We start from the raw sequence: 21821 nt of genomic DNA on the forward strand, positions 1-21821 counted from the left end.
TCCTTGCGGTCTCAGTCGGTCAGGTCGGGGGCTGGGATGGTTCCGCCGTTGAGGGCGGAGGCGGAGTCTGGGGCCGTTCCCGCGGCACCGGCATCATTCTCCCCCGCCGAGCTCTGCATCAGCGTGTGCAACGCGCCGGCCCCGAGAAGTCCGCTGGGGGCGCCCTCGGCCTGCTGGGCGACATCGCTGGCTGAGAGATCCGGACCGGTGTAGGCCGGAGCCCCCACAAAGCTGGAGGGAACGCTGGAGCTGGAGGCCGCCTCGGCCTCGCTGACAATGTGCCCACTGTCGAGGTCGAAGGTCCCGGCGGAGGCTGGCATCACCATGCCCACCGTCACTGCCGAGTTGGACAGCGCCTGCGGTGACTCCAGGAACTGGACCTGCTGGGTCAGCGCCTGGTTCTGGTGGACCAGGTCTCGGTGCTCATTGGTCATCTGCACCACCTGGTACTGCGAGTTGGCCACGTGGATGTTGACGGCCAGGACAGCGCCGAGGGCGATCAGCAGCAGCAGGAGCACCCCGGCGATGAGCCCGCGTTGTCGGCGCCGCACCTTGGGAAGCGCGGTCAAAGACGGCTTGCGGGACGCGCTCGGGGCGGGCCTGAGGTCCGCGACGGGAAGAACGCTCACGGGGTGCTCCTTGCCATTGACCTGATCTTTTCGGCGGCCCGCAGCTTCGCGGAGGCGGCCCGCGGGTTCGCGGCGATCTCCTCCGCGCTGGGCGGCTCGGCTCCGCGCAGCAGGGGCCTGAACGTCGGTTTGTGCTCGTCGAGCTCGACCGGGAGCCCGGCGGGGGCCGAGGAGGTGGTGCGCGCCCCGATCGCCCGTTTGACGATCCGGTCCTCCAGGGAGTGGTAGGACAGGACGACGACGGCCCCGCCGACCGCCACAGCGTCCAGCGCCGCCGGGATGGCCCGCTCGAGCACTTCGAGCTCACGGTTCACCGCGATCCGGATGGCTTGGAAGCTGCGCTTAGCCGGATGCCCGCCGGTCCGTTTGGCCGCCGCGGGAACCGCGGAGTCGATCACCGCAGCCAGCTGGGCAGTGGTGGTCAGCGGCTGGGTGTCTCGCGCCCGCACGATGGCTGCGGCGATCCGGCCGGAGAAACGCTCCTCACCGTATTTGGAGAGGATGCCCTTGAGCTGCGGCTCGGTGATCTCGGCCAGCAGCTCGGCGGCGGTGGGGTCCTGCGAATCCACTGCGGAATCCATCCGCATATCCAGAGGGGCATCGTAGGAGTAGGCGAAGCCGCGTTCCACCTCGTCCAGCTGCAGTGAGGAGACGCCGAGGTCGAACAGCACCCCGGCCAGAACCTCGTTCTCACCCAGTTGGGCGGCGAGCTCGCCGATGGAGTCATAGACAGCCCGCACCCCCCGGAACCTCGGGCCGAAGCGCTGCAGCCGCTGGCCGGCGATCTGCAGAGCCTGGGGGTCCCGGTCGATACCGAGCACGGTGGCCTCCGGCACAGCTTCCAGCAACGCCTGGGTGTGCCCGCCCATACCTAGGGTGGCGTCGATGATCACCGGGGTGGCGGCGTCGCCCACTGTGCGGCAGGCCTCAGCAAGCAACTGGGTGCAGCGTTCCATCAGCACCGGGATGTGCTTCTCTGCTGCCTCCTGCGTGCTCATCGTCACCTCCGCGCTTGAGCCTCAGACACCGTCTGGACGACTTCGGCCCTTGAATCTGCTCCCCCACCGGAGGGGCAGGCCGCCTGACATCGGGGAAGTGACGTCAGGATTCCCGCAGCTCCGGTAAGGAGGCTCATTCAAGGGCCGGTATTGAGTTCTCAGAAGAGGCCGGGGATGGCTTCTTCGTCAGTGGAGGAGAATTCTGATTCTTTCTCCTCCAGATAGGTGTTCCAGGCCGCGGAGTCCCAGATCTCAGCGCGGTCACCCGCGCCGATGACTGTCACCTCACGGTCCAGTCCCGCGTACTCCCGCAGCCCGGGCGGGATGGTGATCCGCCCCTGCTTGTCCGGGGACTCGTCCGAGGCCCCGGAGAGGAACACGCGAATGTAGTCACGTGCCTGACGGGAGGTCAGTGGCGCCTGCCGCATCTGTGCGTGCACTGCCGCGAACTGATCAGTGCTGAACACGTAGATACAGCGTTCCTGCCCACGGGTGAGAACCAGCCCATCTGCGAGCTCGTCCCGGTATTTCGCCGGCAGGATCAGGCGGCCCTTCTCGTCCAAGCGAGGGGTGTAGGTGCCGAGAAACATGGCGCCTTCTCCTTCGCTCAGCCGATCAGGTCCACTGTTCGCCCATCGCGCTCCACTTTACTCCACTTTCCCCCACTTTCCAACCACAACAGGGCATATTCCTCCCCTGAACAGGCTTTTTATGACGTCACCGTCAGATCTGGAGAACGCTGAGGATGCTCTGACCTGTGGTTTTGAAGAGGGGAGCGCGGTGGAGGGCCCCGGGGTGGCTAGTGGAGCACAAAAAAAGCCCCCGCACCGATTCCGTGCGGGGGCTGGTGGAGAGAAGTGGGGCGCTACTGGCGCCGGCGCTCCTCCCACCTCTGCTCCAAGTTGGTCATGAACGTTCCGCCCGAGGGGCTGGGGGCGGAGCTGCGCGGGCCAGACCCACCAGGTCCCCCGTGTCCCCCGGAGCCGCCGTTACCGCCGTTGCCCTTGTTCTTCGGACTGGACGGGCCACCAGCGGTGGCGAAATAGACGCCTGCACCCATGATGATGAAGCCGGCGATCCCCACCGGGATCCACTGCTGGTAGATGCCGAAGATGAGGACACCGGCCCCGGCGACTGCCACCAGCAGTCCTAGGACCAGGTGGCGGACATTGAAGGTGCCGCCCACTGCGGACTCCTCAAGTGAGCTGGCGAAGCTGGGATCATCGGACTGAAGCTGCTGCTCCAGTTCTTTCAGCAGCCGCTGCTCGCGCTCCGACAGTGGCATGGGGTGCTCCTCATTAGGTCTGAGTTCTCTGACGCCGTGGAGAACCAGTCTATCTTCTGGAACCGCCCGACACATAGCCCAGGGTCGAAGCTGTGATGATCTTGTCACTTAGTTCCCAGCTGATCACCAGCATCATTCCCTGGAGCCGTCCTCCCTGGTCTCCAGCAGTGATGCCGGGCGAACCGGCGCCCCGGGGAACTTGCCGGCCACTGCGTCGAGCGCGCGCTGAGCAGCCAGCCAGTCCTGGTCCTGGGCGTCGAAGCTGAGCTGCAGGCTCCCATCTGCGCTGCTGAGCCGCTCGGCACGGAGTCCGACCAGGCGGACGGACTGCCGGCGTGGGCTCAGACTTCCCAACAGCCGCACCGTGTGCCGGTGCAGATCGGGCGCCGACTGTGTGGGGTGGGTCAGCGTGGCCGAGCGGGTCACGGTGGAGAAGTCCTGCCACCGGATCTTCAGGCTCACCCCGGAGGCGCTGAGCCCCGCGGCGCGGAGCCTGGCTGCGACCCTGTGCGCCAGGCGCAGCAGTTCCTTGTTCAGCTCGGAGTCGTCGCTGACATCTTCTGCGAAAGTCTCCTCCGCGCCGATGCTCTTCTCCACCCGGTGCGCTTCCACGGGCCTGGGGTCGATCCCCCATGCTAGGTCGTACAGCTGCGCCCCCACGGCGCCAAGCCGGTGGGCCAGCGCATCCTTGGGCGTTTCGGCGATGTCTTTGACCGTGCGCAGCCCCATAGCAGCCAGCACCTGGGCAGTCTTGGCACCCACACCCCACAGCCGGTCGGCCTCCAAGCTGTGCAGGAACTCCAGTCGCCGGGCCGGCGGCACCACCAGCAGGCCGTCGGGCTTGGCACGGGTAGAGGCGATCTTGGCGATGAACTTCCGGTCGGCGATCCCCACTGTGGCCGGAAGCCCGAACCGCTCCCGGACCCCGGTACGAATCAGCTGCCCCATCTGCTCGGGCTGCCCCAGGCGCCGTCGTGCTCCGGTGAGGTCCAGGAAAGCCTCATCCACGCTGAGCTGTTCCTTGTGGTCGGTCAGGCTGTCGAAATAGTCCATGATCGACGCGGAGAGCTCGCGGTAACGGTCCATATGGGGCGCGATGACCACAGCATCGGGGCTGAGCCGGCGTGCGCGGGCCAGCGGCATGGCTGAACCCACGCCGTCGGCACGAGCCTGGTAGGAGGCCGAGAGCACCACAGAACGGCCATCGCCTGCCACGATGATCTTCCGCCCCCGCAGCTCTGGCTTATCCAGCAGTTCGGCCTCTACGTAGAAGGCGTCCATATCCACATGCGCGATGATCGGCGAGGCGCGCCCTGGCGGTCTGGACTGCTCAGAACCCATAGGATCAAGAGTATGCCCATCCCAGGAGATATCCCCGGTCAGTCGGAGTTCGTCGAGGCGACCAACGGCCGTCTCAGGGCGTTCCTCTCCGGGAAGCGGGAGCAAGTCACCGCTGTTGATCCCGGGGCCGGGACTCTGGTGGACTCCCTGGTCTCGCTGACCGCCGGAGGTAAGAAGCTGCGTCCGGTGCTGGCCTGGTTGGGCGGACGAGCCGCAGGCCGGTCAGGGGACGAACAGGCTCTGACCGAGTTGGGGGTGGCGCTCGAGCTCTTCCAGGCAGCTGCGCTGATCCACGATGATGTGATCGACCGTTCTGACACCCGGCGCGGGCAGCCCAGCACCCACCGGTGGTTCGCCCGGCACCACCGGACCTCTGAGTTCAGCGGGGACTCTGATCATTACGGGGTGTCCGGAGCCATCCTGGTCGGGGACCTTGCGCTGTCCTGGGCCGGTGAGGTCTTCAGCGAGGCTGAGGCTGTGGCAGCAGACCCCTCCCCCGCTGGGCGGGAGGTTTTCCAGCGGATGCATACCGAGGTCATCACCGGACAGTACCTGGATGTGCTGGCTGAGGTCATCCCGCCTGCAGAGAGTGAGGCCGGCGCCGTGGGCCGGGCCCGGAATGTGCTGACCTATAAGGCGGCCAGATACTCCACCGAATACCCGTTGGCGCTCGGCTGCTCCCTGGCCGGCGGCGGTGCGCAGCTGCAGCGGGCACTGGCGGCGGCGGGGCTGCCGTTGGGCATCGCCTTCCAGCTGCGCGATGACCTCCTGGGGGTCTTCGGCGACCCCGAGGTCACCGGGAAGCCGGTGGGCGATGATCTGCGCGAGGGCAAGCGCACCGAACTGATCGCCTACGGGCTGCACCGCTCAGCGGCCGCGGCCGCCGCTGAGCTGGAAGCGGTGCTCGGCGATGCTGCGCTGGACGATCAGAAGGTGGCCAGGGCCCGGGAGATTCTGGTCAGTTCCGGAGCCCGGGCCGCGGTAGAGCGTGAGATCGCTCAGCTCGCCGAGGCGTCTGAGCGTTCCAGAGCAGAGCTGTCCCGCCTCGGCGTCGACGAGGATGTGCTCACCGACTTCGCAGCGGTCGCTGAGCTTCTGCTGGCGCGCACGTCCTGAACGGCTGAAGTGGTGAGACTTCGGTACCCTGAACGAATGAGCACCGAGGAGAGCTGGATCGGCGCAACGATCGGCGAGCGCTACACCATCGAGAAGCGGGTGGCCCGCGGCGGCATGTCCACTGTCTACCTTGCCACCGATGAGCGGCTGCACCGTGAGGTGGCGATCAAAGTGCTCTTTCCGCATATGGCCGAGGACCGTAAGGTGGTTCAGCGGTTTGAGCAGGAGGCACGGAACTCGGCGCTGATCAGTCATCCCAATGTGGTGCAGGTGCTCGACCAGGGACAGACCCGCGAGACCGCCTACATGGTCATGGAGTATGTCCCCGGCGCCACTCTTCGCACACTGCTCAAGAGCGGACCGATGACCCCTCGGCTGACCCTGGTCTACACCCAGGCAATCCTCGCCGGCCTGGCAGCGGCCCACCACGCCGGGCTGGTGCACCGTGACATCAAGCCGGAGAATGTGCTGGTCTCCCCGGAGGGCCGGATCAAGCTAGCCGATTTCGGGCTGGCCCGCGCAGCCACCCACCATTCGGGCACCTCCACTCTGATGGGGACGGTGGCCTATATCGCCCCCGAGCTGCTCTCCGGGGAGGGCGCCGATGAACGTGCTGATATCTATGCGGTGGGGATCCTGCTCTACGAGATGCTCACCGGTGTCCAGCCCTACACCGGGGACACCCCGGTGCGGGTGGCCTTTCAGCATGTCAACTCCACGGTTCCGGCACCCTCTGCCTATGTCCCTGGCTTGGCCGAGCCGCTGGACGAACTGGTCAGGGAGGCCACTCGCACGGATCCGGAGGACCGGCCCAAGAACGCCGAGCAGCTGCTGGAGCTGCTGGAGTCGGCCCGGACGCAGCTGACGGAGCAGGACCTGGATTTCGACGGCGCGCTGACCAAGCACCGCCGCCACCACCCTCCGCCACCGGAGCACGACGACGCCGGCCCCGCCACGCAGGTCATGCCGGCTGCTGCCGCTGTCTCCGCCGACTCACCGCCGGAACCGGCGGAACCTCAGGACCTCGACGACGATCCGCTGGAGGCCGCGACCGTTGCTGTCGGGTCGGAGGATTTTCCCACCTCCGTGGACCGCCGTGACCGCTGGGACGAGGACGTCACCACTGCTCTGGGCCAGGCGGCGGGCGATCCGGCGACCCTGGCGATGGAGGACCGTCAGACAGTAGCCGAGGTGCCGCTGCAGCTGGGCCGGCTCAGCGTCGAGGACCCGGAGACCAACGTTCAGCCGGCACAGAACACTCGGCGCCGCAGCTACGACCCCCGGGCGGACAAACGCCAGCGGCAGCGCCCGCTGGCGCAGCTCAACGGCCCTACCCCAGCCAGGCAGAGCGTGGCTGGGATCATCGTGGTGATGCTGATGGCCGTGCTGATGCTGCTGGGCTACCAGCTGGGGATCAGCAACAGCATCATTCCTCCGCTGGGAGGATAGCCTCCCGGCTCTAGGTGACCCGGGTGAGCGACTCTGCCACCAGGAAGGCCATCTCCAGAGACTGCTTGTGATTCAGCCGTGGGTCCACCAGGGACTCGTAGCGGGAGTCGAAGGCGGATTCATCGATCACGTCTGAACCGCCCAGGCACTCGGCCACGTCATCGCCGGTCATCTCCACATGCAGGCCGCCGGGGTAGGTGCCGGCGGCCTGATGGACCTCGAAGAAACCACGGACCTCGTCCATCACGTCGTCGAAGCGCCGGGTCTTGTAGCCGTTCTTCGCAGTGATCGTGTTGCCGTGCATGGGGTCGGTGACCCACACCACCTTGGCGCCGGCATCACGGACGGCCTCTACCAGCGGTGGGAGCTTCTCGCGCACATTGGAAGCACCCATGCGGGCGATGAAAGTCAGCCGTCCTGGTTCACGCTCAGGGTCCAGCGAGTCGATCAGCTGCAGAACCGTGTCCGGCTCGGTGGAGGGGCCGAGCTTGACTCCCAGGGGGTTGCGGACCCGGGAGAGGTAGTCCACATGGGCACCATTGAGGTCCCGGGTGCGCTCACCGATCCAGACGAAGTGCCCGGAGGTGACATACGGCTTCCCGGTGCGGGAATCGATGCGGGTCAGTGCCCGTTCGTAGTCCAGCAGCAGCGCCTCGTGGGCGGCGTAGAACTCAGTGCGCTTTAGGCCGTCGAACTCCACCCCGCAGGCGCTCATGAACCTCACCGCCCGGTCGATCTCTCCGGCGATCTGCTCGTACTTGGCGTGGGCCGGGTTCTCCATGAACCCCTTGTTCCACTGCTGGACCGCACGCAGATCAGCGAACCCGCCCTCGGTGAAGGCTCTGACCAGGTTCAGAGTAGCGGCTGACTTGTGATAAGCCTGCACCATTCGTTTGGGGTCCGGGATCCGGGCCTCTTCGGTGAAGTCGAATCCGTTGACGATTTCCCCGCGGAAAGTGGGCAGAGTCAGATCGCCGCGGGTTTCGACGTCCGAACTGCGCGGCTTGGCGTACTGACCGGCCATCCTGCCCATTTTGACCACCGGCAGGGAGGCTCCGTAAGTGAGCACCACTGCCATCTGCAGAATGGTCTTGACCTTGGCGCTGATCTTATCGGCGCTGACCCCGTCGAAGGTCTCAGCGCAGTCTCCGCCCTGGAGCAGGAACGCCTCACCGGCTGCGACCTTGGCCAAGCGTCGCTTAAGCTTGTCGACCTCTCCGGCAAAGACCAGCGGCGGATTGGCCGACAGCTGTGCGTAGGCAGCGTCGAAGTCCTCGTGAGCCCGCCAGTCAGGCTGCTGCTTGAGCGGAAGCTCGCGCCAGTGGTCCAGCCCCGGATACTCGGCAGCACCGGTGTGCACAATCTCACCCGGGGCGGTCAACGGAGTCTCGGTACGGGGCTCATCTGCGAAAGTCACCCCCACAGCGTAATCCTGCCGGTGACAGGCCGCCTAATACAGCTGGAGGCCATTCCACATGATGAGAGCCTCCGGCCCGCGGGAACCCTTGTTAGGACTGGCCGCTGCGCGCCTGGGCCGCCTCGGCGTAGAGCTCCTCCACCACCTCGGCGTAGTCCTTCATGATGTCTGCGCGGCGGATCTTCATCGACGGTGTCAAGTGCCCTGAAGCAATGGTGAAATCGTCCTCCAGCAGCTTGAAGGTCCGAATCGACTCTGCTCTGGAGACGGTGTCGTTGGCCTTATCGATGGCCGACTGGATGTGATCGATGATCGTCTGGTGCGTGATCAGCTCACTCATCGGCGTCTCCGGCGAGATGTCACGCTGCTCCAGCCAGGCCGGCAGCGTCTCTGCATCCAGGGTGACCAGTGCCGCCACGAAGGGCCTGCCGTCGCCGACCACGATGGCCTGGGAGACGATCGCATCAGCCCGGATCTGATCCTCCAGCTGGGCCGGTGCCACGTTCTTACCGGCAGCGGTGACCAGAATCTCCTTCTTTCGGCCGGTGATGGTCAGGTAGCCTTCTGAGTCCAGCGATCCGACGTCGCCGGTCCGGTACCAGCCCTCGGAGTCGAACGTGTCATCGGCCAGGTCGGGACGGTTGCGGTAGCCGCGGAAGACGCACACGCCCTTGCCCAGGATCTCGCCGTCCTCGGCGATCCTCACTGTGCAGCCCGGTAGCGGTTTCCCGACGGTGCCGATCTTGGTGGCACCAGGGGTGTTCACCGTGATCGGGGCGGTGGTCTCAGTCAGTCCGTAACCCTCCATCACATGCAGGCCGATGCCGTGGAAGAAGTGTCCCAGCCGGGCGCCCAGCGGTGAGCCGCCGGAGACCGCGTACTGCACGTTTCCGCCCATCCGGGCGCGCAGCTTGGAGTAGACCAGCTTGTCGAAGAGCGAATGCTTGAGCTTCAGCCCCAGCCCGGCCGAGCCTTCCTGCTGCGCCGTGGAGTAGTCAATGGAGGTCTGGGCGGCTTTCTGGAAGATCTTGCCCTTGCCGTCACCCTCGGCCTTCATCATGGCCGCGTTGTAGATCTTCTCGAAGACACGCGGGACCGCCAGCAGGAAGGTTGGCTTGAACGTTCCGAGGTCGTCGACCAGCTGCTTGATATCGGAGGTGTGGCCTACCCGTGCGCCGGCTGCCACGCAGATCACCGAGATGAAGCGGGCAAAGACGTGGGCCAGCGGGATGAACAGCACGGTGGAGGCGTTGATGTTGATGGCCTCCTTCAGCGAGGCGATGCCGTTGAGGCTGAGCTCGGCAAAGTTTCCGTGGGTGAGCTCGCAGCCTTTGGGCCGTCCGGTGGTGCCGGAGGTGTAGATGATGGTGGCCAGATCATCCAGGTTCGCCGCCGAGCGGCGTGAGTCGACCTCATCGTCGGTCACCTCGGCACCTGCGCTGCGCAGCTCATCGAGGTCCTCTCCGTCGATGGTCAGCAGATGCTCCACGGTCTCCAGCTTTTCCTGAGTCACGGCGCGGTCTACTGCCTTGGCGTGCGAGTCGCTCTCGGCGAAGACCAGCTTGACCCCGGAATCCTCGACGATCCAGGCAATCTGTGAGGGCGAGGACGTCTCATAGATCGGAACCGTCACCGCACCGGCATACCAAATCGCGAAATCCAGCAATGTCCACTCATAACGGGTGGCAGCCATGATCGCCACCCGGTCTTCGGCTCCGATGCCCCTGGCGATCAACCCCTTGGCAAGGGCCATCACGTCGGCGCGGAAGTCGGCTGCCGAGACATCGGTCCACTCCCCTGGGCTCAGCTGCCGGCCGAACAGAGCGTTGGCGGGGTTTTCGGACGCTTGGCGCTCCAGCAGGTCAGTAATGTTGAGGTCCTGCTCAACCTCCGTTGCGGCGGGCACTGCGTATTCGTTCACAGGTCCTTCTCCTCCCAGGGGATGTACCGTTATGTACTTACTGACCAGTATATGTGCTCTGGTTCACATTATCAGCCAGACAAGGTTCCACATGCTGCAGGGCGTTGGGGCACGAGCGCAGCAATGTGCCGATTCCAGACGTGATGACCGGCACCGGCGGCCGAGAGCCGAGCGGATCTCCCCGCCGGCGGAACCAACTTCAGGTGTGATGGCCGCGGCAACGCGGACGAGAGCCGAGCGGGGTCTCCCCGCCGGCGGAACCAACTCAGACGCGTGCGCCGTCGTCGCTTCCGGACCGCTTTGAGGGCATCTGCAGGAACAGCACCACCAGTCCCAGCAGGATGACTCCTATCAGCGCCGCGGTGGTCCAGCCGGGAAAACTGACCGGAAGGAACGGGAAGACGACCAGGCAGAGGATGCCGCCCAGGGCCAGCAGCGCTCCGATGACCACGCCGGGCTTCGCTCCGGCGACCGGGCTGGTGGGGTTGGGCGGACGGAACTCATCCTCGGCTTCGGCGGGCGAGTAGTCTCGGGGACCCCGCTGCCCGAGATTCTTGGGAACGGGCCGGCCAGGCTGCGGCTGCGAGGCTTTGCGCCGGTAGTAGGCGCCGTTGTCGGGTCGCTTATTCATGGGTCAAGACTATCGGCTCCGGCGGTTTAGAGTAGTACCGGCGTCCGGCCGGCTGAGAGGAGGAGAGGGTTAGGTGGCATCATCGCTGTTCTACCGAAGTGCCAAGAGGCTCGTGGTGGGGCCGGTGGTCAACACGGTCTTCCGCCCCTGGACAAAGGGCTTGGACAATATCCCGGCCGAAGGTCCGGCCATCCTGGCCTCCAACCACCTTTCGTTCTCCGATTCCGTGTTCATCCCGGTGGCTGTTCCGCGTCCGGTGAGGTTCCTGGCCAAGAACGACTACTGGAACCGCAAGGGCCTCTACGGGATGTCCAGCCGCTGGTTCTTCAACGCCACCGGTCAGATTCCGATGGACCGCTCCGGGGGACGGGCCAGCCAGAACTCGCTGGCAGCCGGTGAGGAGGCCCTGCGCAACGGTGACCTGCTGGGCATCTACCCTGAAGGCACGCGCAGCCCTGACGGCCGCTTGTACCGCGGCAAGCTGGGGATGGCCAAGCTGGCGCTGCGCACGGAAGTGCCGGTGATCCCCGTGGCGCTGATCGGCACCGATAAGGTGCAGCCGATCGGCCGCAACATACCCCGGGTCCGCCGGGTCGGGCTGATCATCGGTGAGCCCATGGTGTTCGAGGCCTACTACGCCAATGCCGAGGACCGGTTCGCCCAGCGGGCCGTCACTGATGAGGTCATGTCCCAGATCATGCGGCTCTCGGGCCAGAGGTACGCCGATGTCTATGCCTCCACAGAGAAGAAGCGCCTGGAGGATGAGGCCTCCGCCGCTGAATAAGGTGGGGTACTCATCCGGTCCCTTGCGGGACCTGGCTCCTAGTACTTACGTTGGGGTGACCTGACTCCGATGCTGAGGTACATGACTCGTCGTGGACGCGCTACTCCTTGCCGGGATCATCGCCGGTGCGGTCGCAGTCGCACTGCTGCTGATCATGCGGCTGAAGATCCCTGCCTTCGTGGCGCTGCTGATCGTCAGCGTCCTGACCGCGATCGCCGTCGGCATTCCCGCCGAGGAGATCCCAGAGGTCCTCGAAGAGGGTATGGGCGGGGTGCTGGGCTTTGTGGCCATCGTCGTGGGACTCGGCGCAATCTTCAGCGAAGTGCTCCGCGCCACCGGGGCCACCGAGCGCATTGCCCGCACCTTGGTGGAGGCTTTCGGCGAGAAGAAGGTCCCCTGGTCGCTGGGCACCGGCGGTTTCATTGTGGCCATCCCGGTGTTCTTCGACGTGGGCCTGGTGCTGCTCATGCCGATGGTCTACCGGCTGGCCAGACAGGTCGCCCTGCCCCTGCTGACCCTGGCCGTTCCGCTGCTGGCCGGCCTCAGCACGGCCCATAGTCTGATTCCGCCCACACCGGGCCCGGTGGCTGTGGCTGGAGTTCTGGGAGCGGATCTGGGATGGGTGATCGTCTTCGGCGTTCTGGCCGGCATCCCTGCTGTGATCGTCGCCGGAGTGCTTTATGGGAAGTTCATCGGCAATCGCATCCAGCCAGAGATCCCCGACGATGACGACGACGCCGGTGACACAGACGCCAGGGACCTGCCTAACTTCTGGCTGATCCTCAGCGTCATTCTCATTCCTCTGGCCCTCATTCTGAGCGGATCGATCGCACAGGAGGTGCTGGATTCAGACCAGCTGCTGACCCAGATCCTGGCACTGGTCGGTGATCCCTTCGTAGCATTGATCGTGGGCGTGCTGCTGGCGTTCTATGTGCTCGGCATGCGGCACGGGCTGGATAAGGACGCCTTGAGCTCCGTCGCCTCTAAGGCACTGGAGCCGGTGGGCATGATCCTGCTGGTCACCGGCGCAGGCGGGGTCTTCGGCGAGGTGCTGGAGCACAGCGGCATCGATGAGCATCTGGAGGAGCTCCTGACCACCACTGGACTGCCGCTGATCGTGCTGGCGTTCGTCTCCGCGCTCTTCTTCAGAGTCAGCCTGGGTTCGAGCACTGTGGCGATGGTGGCCGCCGCCTCGATCGTGGCCCAGGTGGGCAGTGACATGGATCTGAGCGCGCCCCTGTTGGGAGCCATTGTAGTGGCCATCGGCGCCGGTGGAACCGCCGTCTCCCATGTGAACGACTCCGGCTTCTGGCTGGTGAACCGGTATCTGAACATGGACACCAAGCAGACCTTCGCCACCTGGACAGTGATGCAGACCGTGCTGGCCGTCACCGCATTCGCCGTCGTCCTGCCCGTGTCCCTCGTCCTGTGAGGGCAACGGCATAAGAATCCCAGCCCCTGTTTATTCACCGCGTGAAGGTGCGCTGAGCACCCGTTCGAGTACCGGGTTGGTCGAGACGACGCCGAGCTGGATCAGCAGCAGCCCGACTGCCAGCACGATCACGATCGCCACGACGAACAACGGTGCAGTGACCAGCGCCATCAGAACCACCCAGAACGCGAGGGCACCGGCGGCGATCGCTGAACCGATGACAGCCACGTTCGCGGGCATCGTGACTCGCATCCGGCGGGAACGGTTGAGTTCAGCGGTGGGCATGCCGATACGGTCGAGGACGACGTAGAGTTCGCGGCGCTCGATCACCGCGGCGGTCTGGGTGATCGCGATCTGGCAGGCGACGACGAGGAACGACACCGCAGTCAGCGCGATCACCATAGTGCGGGCGTCCGCGAACATCAGCAGCTGGTCGGTGGTCATGATCTCGCGGCTGGCGCTGCTTTGGATCGTGTCGAGGTAACCGAGCATGCTGCCCGCTGGGATGAGCACGAACGTGGCCAGGGCGAGGGCGGAGACTTCCCGCCATGACGCGCGGGGATCGTCGATGACGCCACGTGCGGCGATCAGACGCGCCGGATCGGAGGTGCGCCTAGCTCGCCAGCGTGCGGCGCGGGACACCATGAACGGCCCGGCCAGGCCGAGCACGGCCATGACCGCGAGCACAGCAACAGCCAGGACGATGACGACCACGACCGCGCCCCACCCCTCGGACGCGGTCTGCACGACCAGTACTGCGATGCCGAGCACGGCAACTGCGGCGACCAAACGCAGCCAGCTCAGACGCGGTGCGTCCTGTCTGGTGCGCACTCCGAGCGGGGAGAGCATGACCTGGCGCAGACCGAGCATGCCGCTGGTCGCAGCCACGGCGATCAGGGCGGGAGGAATCGCGGCGGTGAGCCACCACGGCAGCCACAGTTCGGCCGCCTGCAGCGGCTTGCCGTACACGGTGAGCAGGCTCAGCAGGAACGGCAGGGCCGCCGACAGCGCTGTGCCGATGGTCACCCCGAGCGCGGCGATCACGGTCACCTCTGCGACAGCGATCCGTCTTACCCGTGCCGAGGTTGCGCCCAGTAGGCGGAGCGTGGCCAGACGATCATCTCGGCTGCGGGCGGCAAGCCTGGCTGTTGCGGAACCGAGAGTCACCAGCGGCACGATCAGCAAGCCAACCAGTGACACCGCGAGAACCGTATACCCCACCTCATCGGTCGGGGTGTTCCAGAATGCGATCGCGAGCATCGTCACCCCGAACGTCAGCAGGGTGGTCACCCCGGATGCGAGCAATTGTAAGCGGGTGAGCAGGGCCGGCGTTCCGCGGGGTCGGATCAGGAGCAGTGCTGCCGAGGTGTTCATCGTGTGGCCTCGATTCGTCCGTCGAGCAGGCGCACGGTTCGGTCACAACGTGCCGCGACCCGTTCGTCGTGGGTGACGATGACCAGAGCCCGGTCTGCACCGTCATTCGAGGCCAGCAACTCGTCAAGCACCTCATCGGCTGTGCGGGAGTCAAGCGAGCCGGTCGGTTCGTCGGCGAAGATGATGGTCGGATCGGTCACCAGGGCTCTGGCGATCGCGACCCGCTGGGCCTGGCCTCCGGAGAGCTGCCCGATGCGACGGTCGCCGAGCCCCAGAAGCCCGAGACGGTGCAGTTCCGCATTCGCCTGCAGCACCGCTGCAGCCATGCCGGTGCCCAGCAGCATCAGCGGGAGGGCGACGTTCTCCACAGCGGTGAGCTCGGGGATCAGCATGCCCTGCTGGAAGACGAACCCGAAGCGGTGCAGCCGGAACGCCGAGCGCTTCGCGTCCGAGAGCGTGGTGATATCGTCAATACCCCCATCGTCCGGACGGCGCAGAATCACCTTCCCCTCGTCTGCGGCGATGATGCCTGCGACGGCGTGCAGCAGGGTGGATTTGCCTGACCCGCTCGGCCCCATGATCGCAACTGCTTCCTCGGGGTAGAGATCGAGGGACGCCTCGGTCAGTACCTGTGTCTGCCCGAACGCCTTACTGACGTTCTCTGCCCGAAGCAGCCAGTCACGGGTCTGCCTCTCTGCAGTCGAGAGCTCGGAGCGGCGGTGGCCCTCGGGATCGGTCGTGGTACTCATGTTCATGTTCTCTTTCGCTCTGACATGGTTTCGCTGACGTTCTCAACGCTAGAAATCAGACTCGAGGCGGCACCACCACCCTGGGGTGGACGTTTCGAACCCGCTGCGAGCGCCTTTACACCCAGGGGTGGTGGTCTCGGGATGACTTCGCCCGTACCGTCGATAATTGGATGACAGCCGACCGCGAGCGCGCAAAGGGGTGAAGGAAGTCTGTGGGCACGGAGACGACGTTGAACGAGCCGGTGCTGCGGAAGCCTCGGATCGCCCGTTGGTTCGCGGCACGCCCGCGCATTCTCGATGCGCTGGTGATCCTGGCGTGCGTAGTGCCCACTGTCTTGGCCCTGGTGCTGGTTCCGCCCGACCACGCGTGGCTCGGCTACCTGTGCGCAGCAGGAGTCGCAGCCGCTTTCTGGTGGCGCCGCTCCCATCCGTTGCCTGTCCTTCTGATTGCGGTAGGCTTCGCCGCGCTCAATCCGATCTCATGGGCCAGCACCTCAGTCGCGACGTTTGAGAGCTTCTTCGGCGTCTATGCCCTCGCCGCTGGCACCAAACTGCGCACTGCGATCCTCGGATATCTCATCAGTGAAGCCGTCATCTTCGCCGTATCCGGAGTGGCCCTGCTGCTGGAGTTCCGCGGCGAGTTCCCGGCAGTGTTCCTGCAGCCCGGAGCGTTGATCGCACTCGCCATCGGCGTCGCCGTGCGCGCCAACCGGTCGCGCGGAGCAGCCCTCGAGGATGTGGTCGCGATGCGGGAGGAACGAGCCGCGGCAGCCGAACGCGCCCGGATCACCGCAGAGATGCACGATGTGCTCGCTCACTCGGTCACAGTCATAATTGCTCTGGCCGGCGGTGCGCACGCCGGATGGGAAAAGCATCCAGAACGCGCACGAAACGCTCTGGAACAGCTCGGCACAGTGGGTGCGCAGACGTTGGAGGAGGTGCAGCGCATACTCCGGGTGCTCCGAGAGGGCGATGGTACTCTTGACGCCGAGCTGGAGCGTTCCGGCTACAACCTGCCTTCCCTTCAAGAACTGGTGGATGTCTTCCGCGCAGCCGGTCTTCCCGTCACGTCGAACTGGTCCGAAGCCGCAATTCCGACCGAACCGACGCTGCGCACCACGGTGTATCGCATCGTGCAGGAATCCCTCACCAACGCGCTCCGTTATGCAAAAGGCGCAACCTATGTGGAAGTCTCCGTGCAACAGCGTGATGACGACATCACGGTGACTGTCACGGATAACGGCAACCCCGCTCCGTCACCGCCGGTGGGGGCAGGTGTTGGACTGCGAGCGATGCGTGAGCGAGCTGCAGCATTCCACGGCAGCCTCACCGCCGGGGCGCTGCCGACCAGCGACGGAGCTCCGGGCAGCGGATGGCGGATCTGTGCCACGCTTCCCGTTGAAAGAGGGGGCTGTAGATGAATGAGATAGATGGGGACGCGCTTGGTGTGATTGTCGTCGACGATCAGCCGCTGGAACGCACGGGGATCGCCCTGATCCTCGATTCCGACGACGATATCGACGTCATCGGCGAAACCGGCAGCGGTGAGGCCGCGATTGAGCTTGTCGCCTACCACCAGCCCGATGTGGTCCTCATGGACGTGCGCATGCCGGGCATGGGCGGTATCGAAGCCAGCCGCATCATCACCAGTGAGCATCCCTCCGTGAAGGTGATCGTGCTGACCACGTTCGATCTCGACGACTACGCTTTCGGCAGCCTTCAAGCAGGTGCGAGCGCGTTTCTTCTGAAGAGCACCAGGCCGGGAGCTCTTGTCGAAGCGGTGAAGACCGTCGCGTCGGGAGAGGCGGTCGTCGCACCGCGGATCACCACCCGGCTCATTGAGCACTACCTCGACGCCCCGGCAGAGACCGCCCAAAGAAGGCGACAAGTGCCGTCACAGTCTTCGGAGTTGGAGGTGCTGAGCCCGCGCGAGAAGGACATCTTCACCGCAGTCGCCCGGGGGCTGAACAACGCCGAGATCGGTGCGGAACTGCATCTGGCGCAGTCCACTGTCAAGTCACACATCAACTCGATCTTTGCCAAGCTGCACCTGCGTGACCGTGTACATGCCGTGATCCTCGGCTATGAGCTGGGAGTCAGGTGATCTTCGGCATGGTCACCGAACCGCGCCTGAGTCCTCGGTCAATCGCTCCCTGGCATGCAGTAGTGTCCACAGCAGCACTGCGCCGAGGGTTCATTCCCAGCGGAAGAGTGCGGCGGCTACCCCGGTGCCGATCAGGGTGGTGGCGGCGAGGCTGGTCCAGTTCTGCCAGGCCACCGTCTCGCCGAGCCAGGTAGACTGGAACGCTTCAACGGCGGCACCGAAGGGCAGCCAGGCGCCAATCTCGGCCAGCGTATCGGGCAGGTTCTCCACAGGCCCGAACATGCCGCCGAGCGCGGCCGTACCAAAGAACACGACAATCCCGATAGCAATCGCCGCGTTGGGCGTCGGTGCCACCGAGGCCACCATGATGCCCAGTGCATACATCGCGACGCTGGAGGCCAACAGCACCATCACCGCCATAGGCACATCGGTGGGGAGGTTAGCGTCGAAGAAGATGAGCGCGATCCCGAAGGCGATGGCCATGCCCAAAAGGACTTGGATAAAACTGACCACAATCTGGGCCACCAGGACCATGACAGGGGAGGCCGGTGTCACCGCTAGCCGGCGGAGTATATGGGTCTTGCGGTAAGTCGCCAGGAAACTGGGGAAGTTCATCATCGCGACCATTGCCAGCACCAGGGTGATAACCACCGGCAACGCATACACGTCCAGCACGGTGACACCGGGGCCGACTTCCTGATGGAGGTCGTCAAACATCATGCCCTGCATCACCAGCAGCAGAACGGGCAGGCCTAGCGGAACGATCATCCCGGACGTATCGCGGGTGATCATCTTTGCCTCCGCCTGGATCATCCGCAGCCATGCCGCAGCACCTGGGCGGCGGGCCTGGATCGTCGTCGTTGTTGTTGTCATGGGTCTCAGTCCTCTTCCTGGTCGTCGTGTAAGTCTTTGCCGGTCAGTTCCACGAAGGCGTCCTCCAGTGTGGGGACCCCGGCCTGGGCTTTCAGCTGATCCGGAGTGCCCTGAGCAATGATCTTCCCGGCGTCAATCAGAGCTACCCGGTCACAGAGCCGTTCCACCTCATCCATGGCATGACTGATCAGAATCACCGTCTGGTCCTCCAGCGACTCGATGGTCGACCACACCCTGCGCCTCGCCTTGGGATCCAGGCCGGTAGTCAGCTCATCGAGGATCACCACCTCAGGCTGCCCGATCAGCGCTAAGGCAATGGAGAGCCTCTGCATCTGGCCTCCAGAGAGATTGCTGAACTTGGTCTTGGCCTTCTCTTGGAGTTCCACCATTGTCAGTGCCTGATCGGCGTCCAAGGGTTTCGGGTAGAAGCTGCGGTAGAGATCGACCAGTTCACGGACGGTGAGGGCATCATGCAGGGTTGCCTGTTGCAGCTGGACGCCGAGGACCTGACGGACTTTCGCCCGGTCGGCGAAAGGATCCAGACCCAGAATCCGCACGTGGCCCTGAGTGGGCCGGCGCAGCCCGGCGATCATCTCCACCGTGGTGGTCTTACCAGCCCCGTTGGACCCCAGGATCCCGAAGGTCTGCCCGGCAGGGACCTGCAGGCTGATCCCATCGACTGCTGTCTTAGTCTTGTAGCGCTTGACCAGATGCTGGGCATCGGTGGCCAGAGGCGTTCTGGTAGCTGTCATGCTGATCAGTCTTCCGCGGCTGGCTGCTGCGTGTACGTGCCAACAGTCATCACCTCACCCATGACTTTCGGCACCTATCACCCTGCCCGATCAGCCCATAGGCTTGATCACCATGGAGGATCACCGCCGCGAGACCCATGTCCCCAGCTTCGGCCTGAAGGAGGGTCGTCGCGCTGAGGAGTTCGCGGGGTACACGATTCTGCTGCTCAGTCTCGGCATTGGTGTGATCACCCTCATCTTGGGCGACCTCACTGTCCCGAGATGGCTGTGGACAGGCGTCCTGCTGGTCTGGATTATTGCAGTGAACGTGTGCATCAGCGGGCTGATGGGCCGGGCAGGCGAGCTGTCGTTCTACCTATGCGCGCTGCTCACCTCCTGGGTGCTGGTGATGACGACGTTGTCTTCGGGCGGCTTGATAGTGGTGCTGATGATGGTGGTCGCCGCCGTGGGAAGCTACCTCATGCCGATGCGCTGGGTGCTCGGGGTGGTACTGCTGAACTGCCTCGTCATCTTTGGGCATACGCAGGTCACCGGTGTCGAGCTGGTCGAGTCTCTGGTCTTTGTGGTCTTCTACCTGATTCTTCATCTGGCCACCGTCTTCATGGCCTTCGCGACGTCGAAGGAGACCCAGCTCAGGGCCCAGCTGGAGCAGAAGAACCTGCAGCTGGAGGCCGCAGCAGTGCTGCTGGAAGACACCGCCGCCTCCTCCGAACGGCTGCGCATCTCCCGGGAACTCCACGATCTGATCGGCCACCAGCTCACGGTGCTGAACCTGGAACTGGAAGCGGCCAAACACCGCGACAGCACCGCTGCACGTCAGCATATAGACCAGGCTGCCGAGGTGGCCAAAGGCCTGCTGACAGATGTGCGCACCACCGTGGGACAACTGCGTCAGGACAGCCACGGAGATCTGCAGCAGAACCTGGAGCGGCTTGCCAGTGCTGTGCCCAGCCTGGAGATCCACATTGATGTCGACCCCGGGATACAGACCGACGAAGACGTCTCCGCCACTGTGGTGCGTGCGGCCCAGGAGATCATCACTAACACCATCAAGCACGCCGAAGCCACCGAACTAGTCCTGACCGTGACACAGGACAACGGCACCCTAACCCTCACCGGCACCAACGACGGCACCGCACCACGGAACATCACACCAGGCCACGGCCTCACCGGACTGCAGGAGCGCCTGGAAATCCTCGGCGGAGACCTGGAGATCCACACCACACCGCATTTCACAATCGAGGCTCAGCTCCCATTGGGACGTGATCGTAAACTGCCGACATGAGCCGGACAGCTCAGTGCTGTGGTATCAACGGACTCGCCGCACAGGTAGCCACAACTGACTGAGGGCAGGCAGTATTGCTATGGTACGTCCATCATCTGAGCACGGAGCAGCCCGTGGAGAGGACTTTCGATGAATACCCTCGGGAACTATGAGTCGGCAGTCCGGGTCATCGTCATCTCCCTCGAGGGTCTCGGCGTGGCGACGATGATCATCGGCTTCCTCATCGCGGGAGTCTTCTCGATTCGCGCACTGGTGCAGGGCCGCAGCGGACGCACTGCGTTCCTGGTCCTCCGGAGGCTGGTCGGCTCGTCGATCCTGCTCGGCCTCGAGATCCTTGTCGCGGCCGAGGTCATCCGCACGATCATGACCCCTTCTCTGGAAGAGGCCGCAACCTTGGGGCTCATCGTGGCGATCCGCACAGTTCTGAGTATTTCCATCCAGATCGAGATCGACGGGATACTGCCCTGGAAGCGGGCGCTGCTCGCCAACGGTGGTCAGATGCTCGCAGAATCGGTTGCCCGGGAGGCCAAGACCCGTGAGACATCCGCATCCGGGGACCGCTGAGCAGCGACAGTTCGATCTCACCCACCACCGCACAGAGGAGCCCTGATGATCCCGACGATGCGCGCTGTCGTTCTCGAGGAACCCGGACCAGTGACGAACCTTCACGTGCGGGAACTGCCGATCCCCGAACCCGCACCGGGATGGGTCCGGATCAAGGTCAGGGCGTTTGGGCTCAACCGATCCGAACTCCACACCCGGCTTGGCCTCGCCGAAGGAGTGACATTTCCACGAGTCCTCGGGATCGAAGCGACTGGGGTCATCGACACCGACCCCGGCGGAACACTTCCCGCTGGTCAGCAGGTCATGACCATGATGGGCGGCATGGGCCGCACCTTCGACGGCGGCTATGCCGAATACACCTGCGTCCCCGCCAGCCAGGTCATCCCCTTCCACTCCGATCTGGACTGGGCTCGTCTGGGAGCGGTGCCCGAAATGGTCCAGACCGCTTACGGTTCGCTCACCGTAGGGATGGATCTGCAGCCAGGAGATCACGTCCTCATCCGGGGAGGCACATCGTCGGTCGGCATGGCTGCCGCGGTCCTCGCCAAGCGACGCGGTGGCATCACCGTCCTCTCCACCACGCGCAGCCCAGACAAAACCAGCAGCCTCACCGACCTCGGCGTCGACCATGTGCTGATTGACGACGGCGAGATCGCAGCCCAGGTCCGGGCCATTGTTCCCGACGGCGTCGATGCGGCACTCGAACTCGTGGGCACCCCCACCCTGCCGGACACGCTGAAGGCGACCCGCGTTCACGGGGTTGTCTGCTTCACCGGCATGCTCTCCAATGAATGGGTGGTGGAGAACTTCTATCCCATCGACTACCTACCGGCCGGAGTCCGCCTCACCGCATACTCCGGTGCGGCCCGCGATCTGCCCCCGGACGCCCTCCAGGGCTACCTCGATGACGTGGCAGCAGGTCACGCCGTGGTCCCTGTTGACCGGATCTTCAACCTCGACCAGATCCAGGAAGCCCACGCACTGATGGAGTCCGGGCAGGCCCGCGGAAAACTGGTGGTGACGACCGAGCACAGCTAGACGACGGCGATGTCGCCCCTAGCACTGCTGACCGCCGGGTTCCATCCACCCTTAACTCATTAGGGAACGTAAGCCCCGG

The 21821-nt window shown here is 64.8% G+C and carries 21 protein-coding genes; 9 read left to right on the forward strand and 12 right to left on the reverse strand.

Features of this window, described 5'->3' with window-relative positions:
• Positions 1-11: 11 nt before the first annotated feature.
• The 5 genes from ftsL to dinB all read right to left on the reverse strand — a co-directional run bounded on the left by ftsL (position 12) and on the right by dinB (position 4253).
• Complete coding sequence (gene ftsL / locus DVO78_RS15765; RefSeq protein ID WP_120006292.1) at positions 12-629, reverse strand: cell division protein FtsL; 618 nt, start codon at positions 627-629, stop codon at positions 12-14.
• A complete protein-coding gene (rsmH, locus tag DVO78_RS15770; protein WP_120006294.1) occupies positions 626-1627 on the reverse strand; it encodes a 16S rRNA (cytosine(1402)-N(4))-methyltransferase RsmH in 1002 nt (333 codons plus the stop codon). The genes ftsL and rsmH overlap by 4 nt, the downstream gene beginning before the upstream one ends.
• Before the next feature lie 158 nt (positions 1628-1785).
• Complete coding sequence (gene mraZ, locus DVO78_RS15775; RefSeq protein WP_120006296.1) at positions 1786-2217, reverse strand: division/cell wall cluster transcriptional repressor MraZ; 432 nt, start codon at positions 2215-2217, stop codon at positions 1786-1788.
• Positions 2218-2492: 275 nt separating this feature from the next.
• Complete coding sequence (locus DVO78_RS15780; protein WP_120006298.1) at positions 2493-2912, reverse strand: DUF3040 domain-containing protein; 420 nt, start codon at positions 2910-2912, stop codon at positions 2493-2495.
• Between the two features lie 132 nt (positions 2913-3044).
• On the reverse strand, positions 3045-4253 hold the full coding sequence (dinB, locus tag DVO78_RS15785; protein ID WP_120006300.1) for a DNA polymerase IV: 1209 nt from the start codon (positions 4251-4253) through the stop codon (positions 3045-3047).
• A 12-nt stretch (positions 4254-4265) separates the two neighbouring features.
• Here dinB and DVO78_RS15790 point away from each other — a divergent pair, with 12 nt between their 5' ends.
• Positions 4266-5369, forward strand: a complete 1104-nt coding sequence (locus tag DVO78_RS15790) for a polyprenyl synthetase family protein (protein ID WP_157984086.1) — start codon at positions 4266-4268, stop codon at positions 5367-5369.
• Positions 5370-5405: 36 nt separating this feature from the next.
• The gene (locus DVO78_RS15795) at positions 5406-6818 is read left to right on the forward strand and encodes a protein kinase domain-containing protein (RefSeq protein ID WP_120006304.1); all 1413 of its coding nucleotides are present in this window, start codon (positions 5406-5408) and stop codon (positions 6816-6818) included.
• A gap of 10 nt (positions 6819-6828) precedes the next feature.
• Here DVO78_RS15795 and DVO78_RS15800 read toward each other — a convergent pair whose 3' ends face one another.
• The 3 genes from DVO78_RS15800 to DVO78_RS15810 all read right to left on the reverse strand — a co-directional run bounded on the left by DVO78_RS15800 (position 6829) and on the right by DVO78_RS15810 (position 10787).
• A complete protein-coding gene (locus DVO78_RS15800) occupies positions 6829-8199 on the reverse strand; it encodes a class II 3-deoxy-7-phosphoheptulonate synthase (RefSeq protein ID WP_120006352.1) in 1371 nt (456 codons plus the stop codon).
• Between the two features lie 127 nt (positions 8200-8326).
• Entirely contained in the window at positions 8327-10156 is a 1830-nt protein-coding gene (locus tag DVO78_RS15805) for an AMP-dependent synthetase/ligase (protein WP_120006306.1), read from the reverse strand.
• Between the two features lie 265 nt (positions 10157-10421).
• Positions 10422-10787, reverse strand: coding sequence for a hypothetical protein (locus tag DVO78_RS15810; protein WP_120006308.1), 366 nt, complete (start codon positions 10785-10787; stop codon positions 10422-10424).
• A 73-nt stretch (positions 10788-10860) separates the two neighbouring features.
• On the opposite strand from DVO78_RS15810, the gene DVO78_RS15815 reads away from it, so the two are divergent.
• Both DVO78_RS15815 and DVO78_RS15820 read left to right on the forward strand, forming a co-directional pair.
• The gene (locus DVO78_RS15815; protein WP_338016587.1) at positions 10861-11571 is read left to right on the forward strand and encodes a lysophospholipid acyltransferase family protein; all 711 of its coding nucleotides are present in this window, start codon (positions 10861-10863) and stop codon (positions 11569-11571) included.
• 91 nt (positions 11572-11662) lie between these two features.
• Positions 11663-13003, forward strand: coding sequence for a GntP family permease (locus DVO78_RS15820; protein ID WP_120006310.1), 1341 nt, complete (start codon positions 11663-11665; stop codon positions 13001-13003).
• A 30-nt stretch (positions 13004-13033) separates the two neighbouring features.
• Here the strand turns inward: DVO78_RS15820 and DVO78_RS15825 are convergent, their stop codons facing one another.
• Positions 13034-14377, reverse strand: coding sequence for an FtsX-like permease family protein (locus DVO78_RS15825; RefSeq protein ID WP_120006312.1), 1344 nt, complete (start codon positions 14375-14377; stop codon positions 13034-13036).
• Positions 14374-15126 (reverse strand): ABC transporter ATP-binding protein, encoded by a 753-nt coding sequence (locus tag DVO78_RS15830; RefSeq protein ID WP_202912220.1) that lies wholly within the window; start codon positions 15124-15126, stop codon positions 14374-14376. Before DVO78_RS15830 ends, DVO78_RS15825 begins: the two co-directional genes overlap by 4 nt.
• A 212-nt stretch (positions 15127-15338) precedes the next feature.
• On the opposite strand from DVO78_RS15830, the gene DVO78_RS15835 reads away from it, so the two are divergent.
• Both DVO78_RS15835 and DVO78_RS15840 read left to right on the forward strand, forming a co-directional pair.
• Positions 15339-16547 carry a sensor histidine kinase gene (locus DVO78_RS15835; RefSeq protein WP_120006316.1) on the forward strand — a complete coding sequence of 403 codons (1209 nt, stop codon included), beginning with the start codon at positions 15339-15341 and terminating at the stop codon, positions 16545-16547.
• Positions 16544-17230, forward strand: a complete 687-nt coding sequence (locus tag DVO78_RS15840; protein ID WP_120006318.1) for a response regulator — start codon at positions 16544-16546, stop codon at positions 17228-17230. The genes DVO78_RS15835 and DVO78_RS15840 overlap by 4 nt, the downstream gene beginning before the upstream one ends.
• A 90-nt stretch (positions 17231-17320) precedes the next feature.
• On the opposite strand, the gene DVO78_RS15845 is transcribed toward DVO78_RS15840, so the two are convergent.
• Both DVO78_RS15845 and DVO78_RS15850 read right to left on the reverse strand, forming a co-directional pair.
• Positions 17321-18103 (reverse strand): ABC transporter permease, encoded by a 783-nt coding sequence (locus tag DVO78_RS15845; RefSeq protein WP_120006320.1) that lies wholly within the window; start codon positions 18101-18103, stop codon positions 17321-17323.
• A gap of 5 nt (positions 18104-18108) precedes the next feature.
• Complete coding sequence (locus tag DVO78_RS15850; RefSeq protein ID WP_120006322.1) at positions 18109-18855, reverse strand: ABC transporter ATP-binding protein; 747 nt, start codon at positions 18853-18855, stop codon at positions 18109-18111.
• A 112-nt stretch (positions 18856-18967) separates the two neighbouring features.
• On the opposite strand from DVO78_RS15850, the gene DVO78_RS15855 reads away from it, so the two are divergent.
• The 3 genes from DVO78_RS15855 to DVO78_RS15865 all read left to right on the forward strand — a co-directional run bounded on the left by DVO78_RS15855 (position 18968) and on the right by DVO78_RS15865 (position 21742).
• Positions 18968-20140, forward strand: a complete 1173-nt coding sequence (locus DVO78_RS15855; protein WP_157984087.1) for a sensor histidine kinase — start codon at positions 18968-18970, stop codon at positions 20138-20140.
• 129 nt (positions 20141-20269) lie between these two features.
• The gene (locus DVO78_RS15860; RefSeq protein WP_120006326.1) at positions 20270-20704 is read left to right on the forward strand and encodes a DUF1622 domain-containing protein; all 435 of its coding nucleotides are present in this window, start codon (positions 20270-20272) and stop codon (positions 20702-20704) included.
• Positions 20705-20749: 45 nt separating this feature from the next.
• Positions 20750-21742: a zinc-binding alcohol dehydrogenase family protein gene (locus DVO78_RS15865; protein ID WP_120006328.1), complete on the forward strand. Its 993-nt coding sequence runs from the start codon at positions 20750-20752 to the stop codon at positions 21740-21742.
• The last annotated feature ends 79 nt before the right edge of the window (positions 21743-21821 follow it).

The sequence above is a fragment of the Nesterenkonia muleiensis genome (genome assembly GCF_003600155.1).
GTDB lineage: Bacteria > Actinomycetota > Actinomycetes > Actinomycetales > Micrococcaceae > Nesterenkonia > Nesterenkonia muleiensis.

Coding starts and splice junctions, on each gene's coding strand:
- rsmH (WP_120006294.1), bottom strand. CDS start 1,627: ATGAGCACGCAGGAGGCAGCAGAGAAGCACATCCCGGTGCTGATGGAA.
- DVO78_RS15830 (WP_202912220.1), bottom strand. CDS start 15,126: ATGAGTACCACGACCGATCCCGAGGGCCACCGCCGCTCCGAGCTCTCG.
- DVO78_RS15810 (WP_120006308.1), bottom strand. CDS start 10,787: ATGAATAAGCGACCCGACAACGGCGCCTACTACCGGCGCAAAGCCTCG.
- DVO78_RS15845 (WP_120006320.1), bottom strand. CDS start 18,103: ATGACAACAACAACGACGACGATCCAGGCCCGCCGCCCAGGTGCTGCG.
- mraZ (WP_120006296.1), bottom strand. CDS start 2,217: ATGTTTCTCGGCACCTACACCCCTCGCTTGGACGAGAAGGGCCGCCTG.
- DVO78_RS15795 (WP_120006304.1), top strand. CDS start 5,406: ATGAGCACCGAGGAGAGCTGGATCGGCGCAACGATCGGCGAGCGCTAC.
- DVO78_RS15790 (WP_157984086.1), top strand. CDS start 4,266: ATGCCCATCCCAGGAGATATCCCCGGTCAGTCGGAGTTCGTCGAGGCG.
- DVO78_RS15840 (WP_120006318.1), top strand. CDS start 16,544: ATGAATGAGATAGATGGGGACGCGCTTGGTGTGATTGTCGTCGACGAT.
- DVO78_RS15780 (WP_120006298.1), bottom strand. CDS start 2,912: ATGCCACTGTCGGAGCGCGAGCAGCGGCTGCTGAAAGAACTGGAGCAG.
- DVO78_RS15860 (WP_120006326.1), top strand. CDS start 20,270: ATGAATACCCTCGGGAACTATGAGTCGGCAGTCCGGGTCATCGTCATC.
- DVO78_RS15825 (WP_120006312.1), bottom strand. CDS start 14,377: ATGAACACCTCGGCAGCACTGCTCCTGATCCGACCCCGCGGAACGCCG.
- DVO78_RS15855 (WP_157984087.1), top strand. CDS start 18,968: ATGGAGGATCACCGCCGCGAGACCCATGTCCCCAGCTTCGGCCTGAAG.
- dinB (WP_120006300.1), bottom strand. CDS start 4,253: ATGGGTTCTGAGCAGTCCAGACCGCCAGGGCGCGCCTCGCCGATCATC.
- DVO78_RS15865 (WP_120006328.1), top strand. CDS start 20,750: ATGATCCCGACGATGCGCGCTGTCGTTCTCGAGGAACCCGGACCAGTG.
- DVO78_RS15850 (WP_120006322.1), bottom strand. CDS start 18,855: ATGACAGCTACCAGAACGCCTCTGGCCACCGATGCCCAGCATCTGGTC.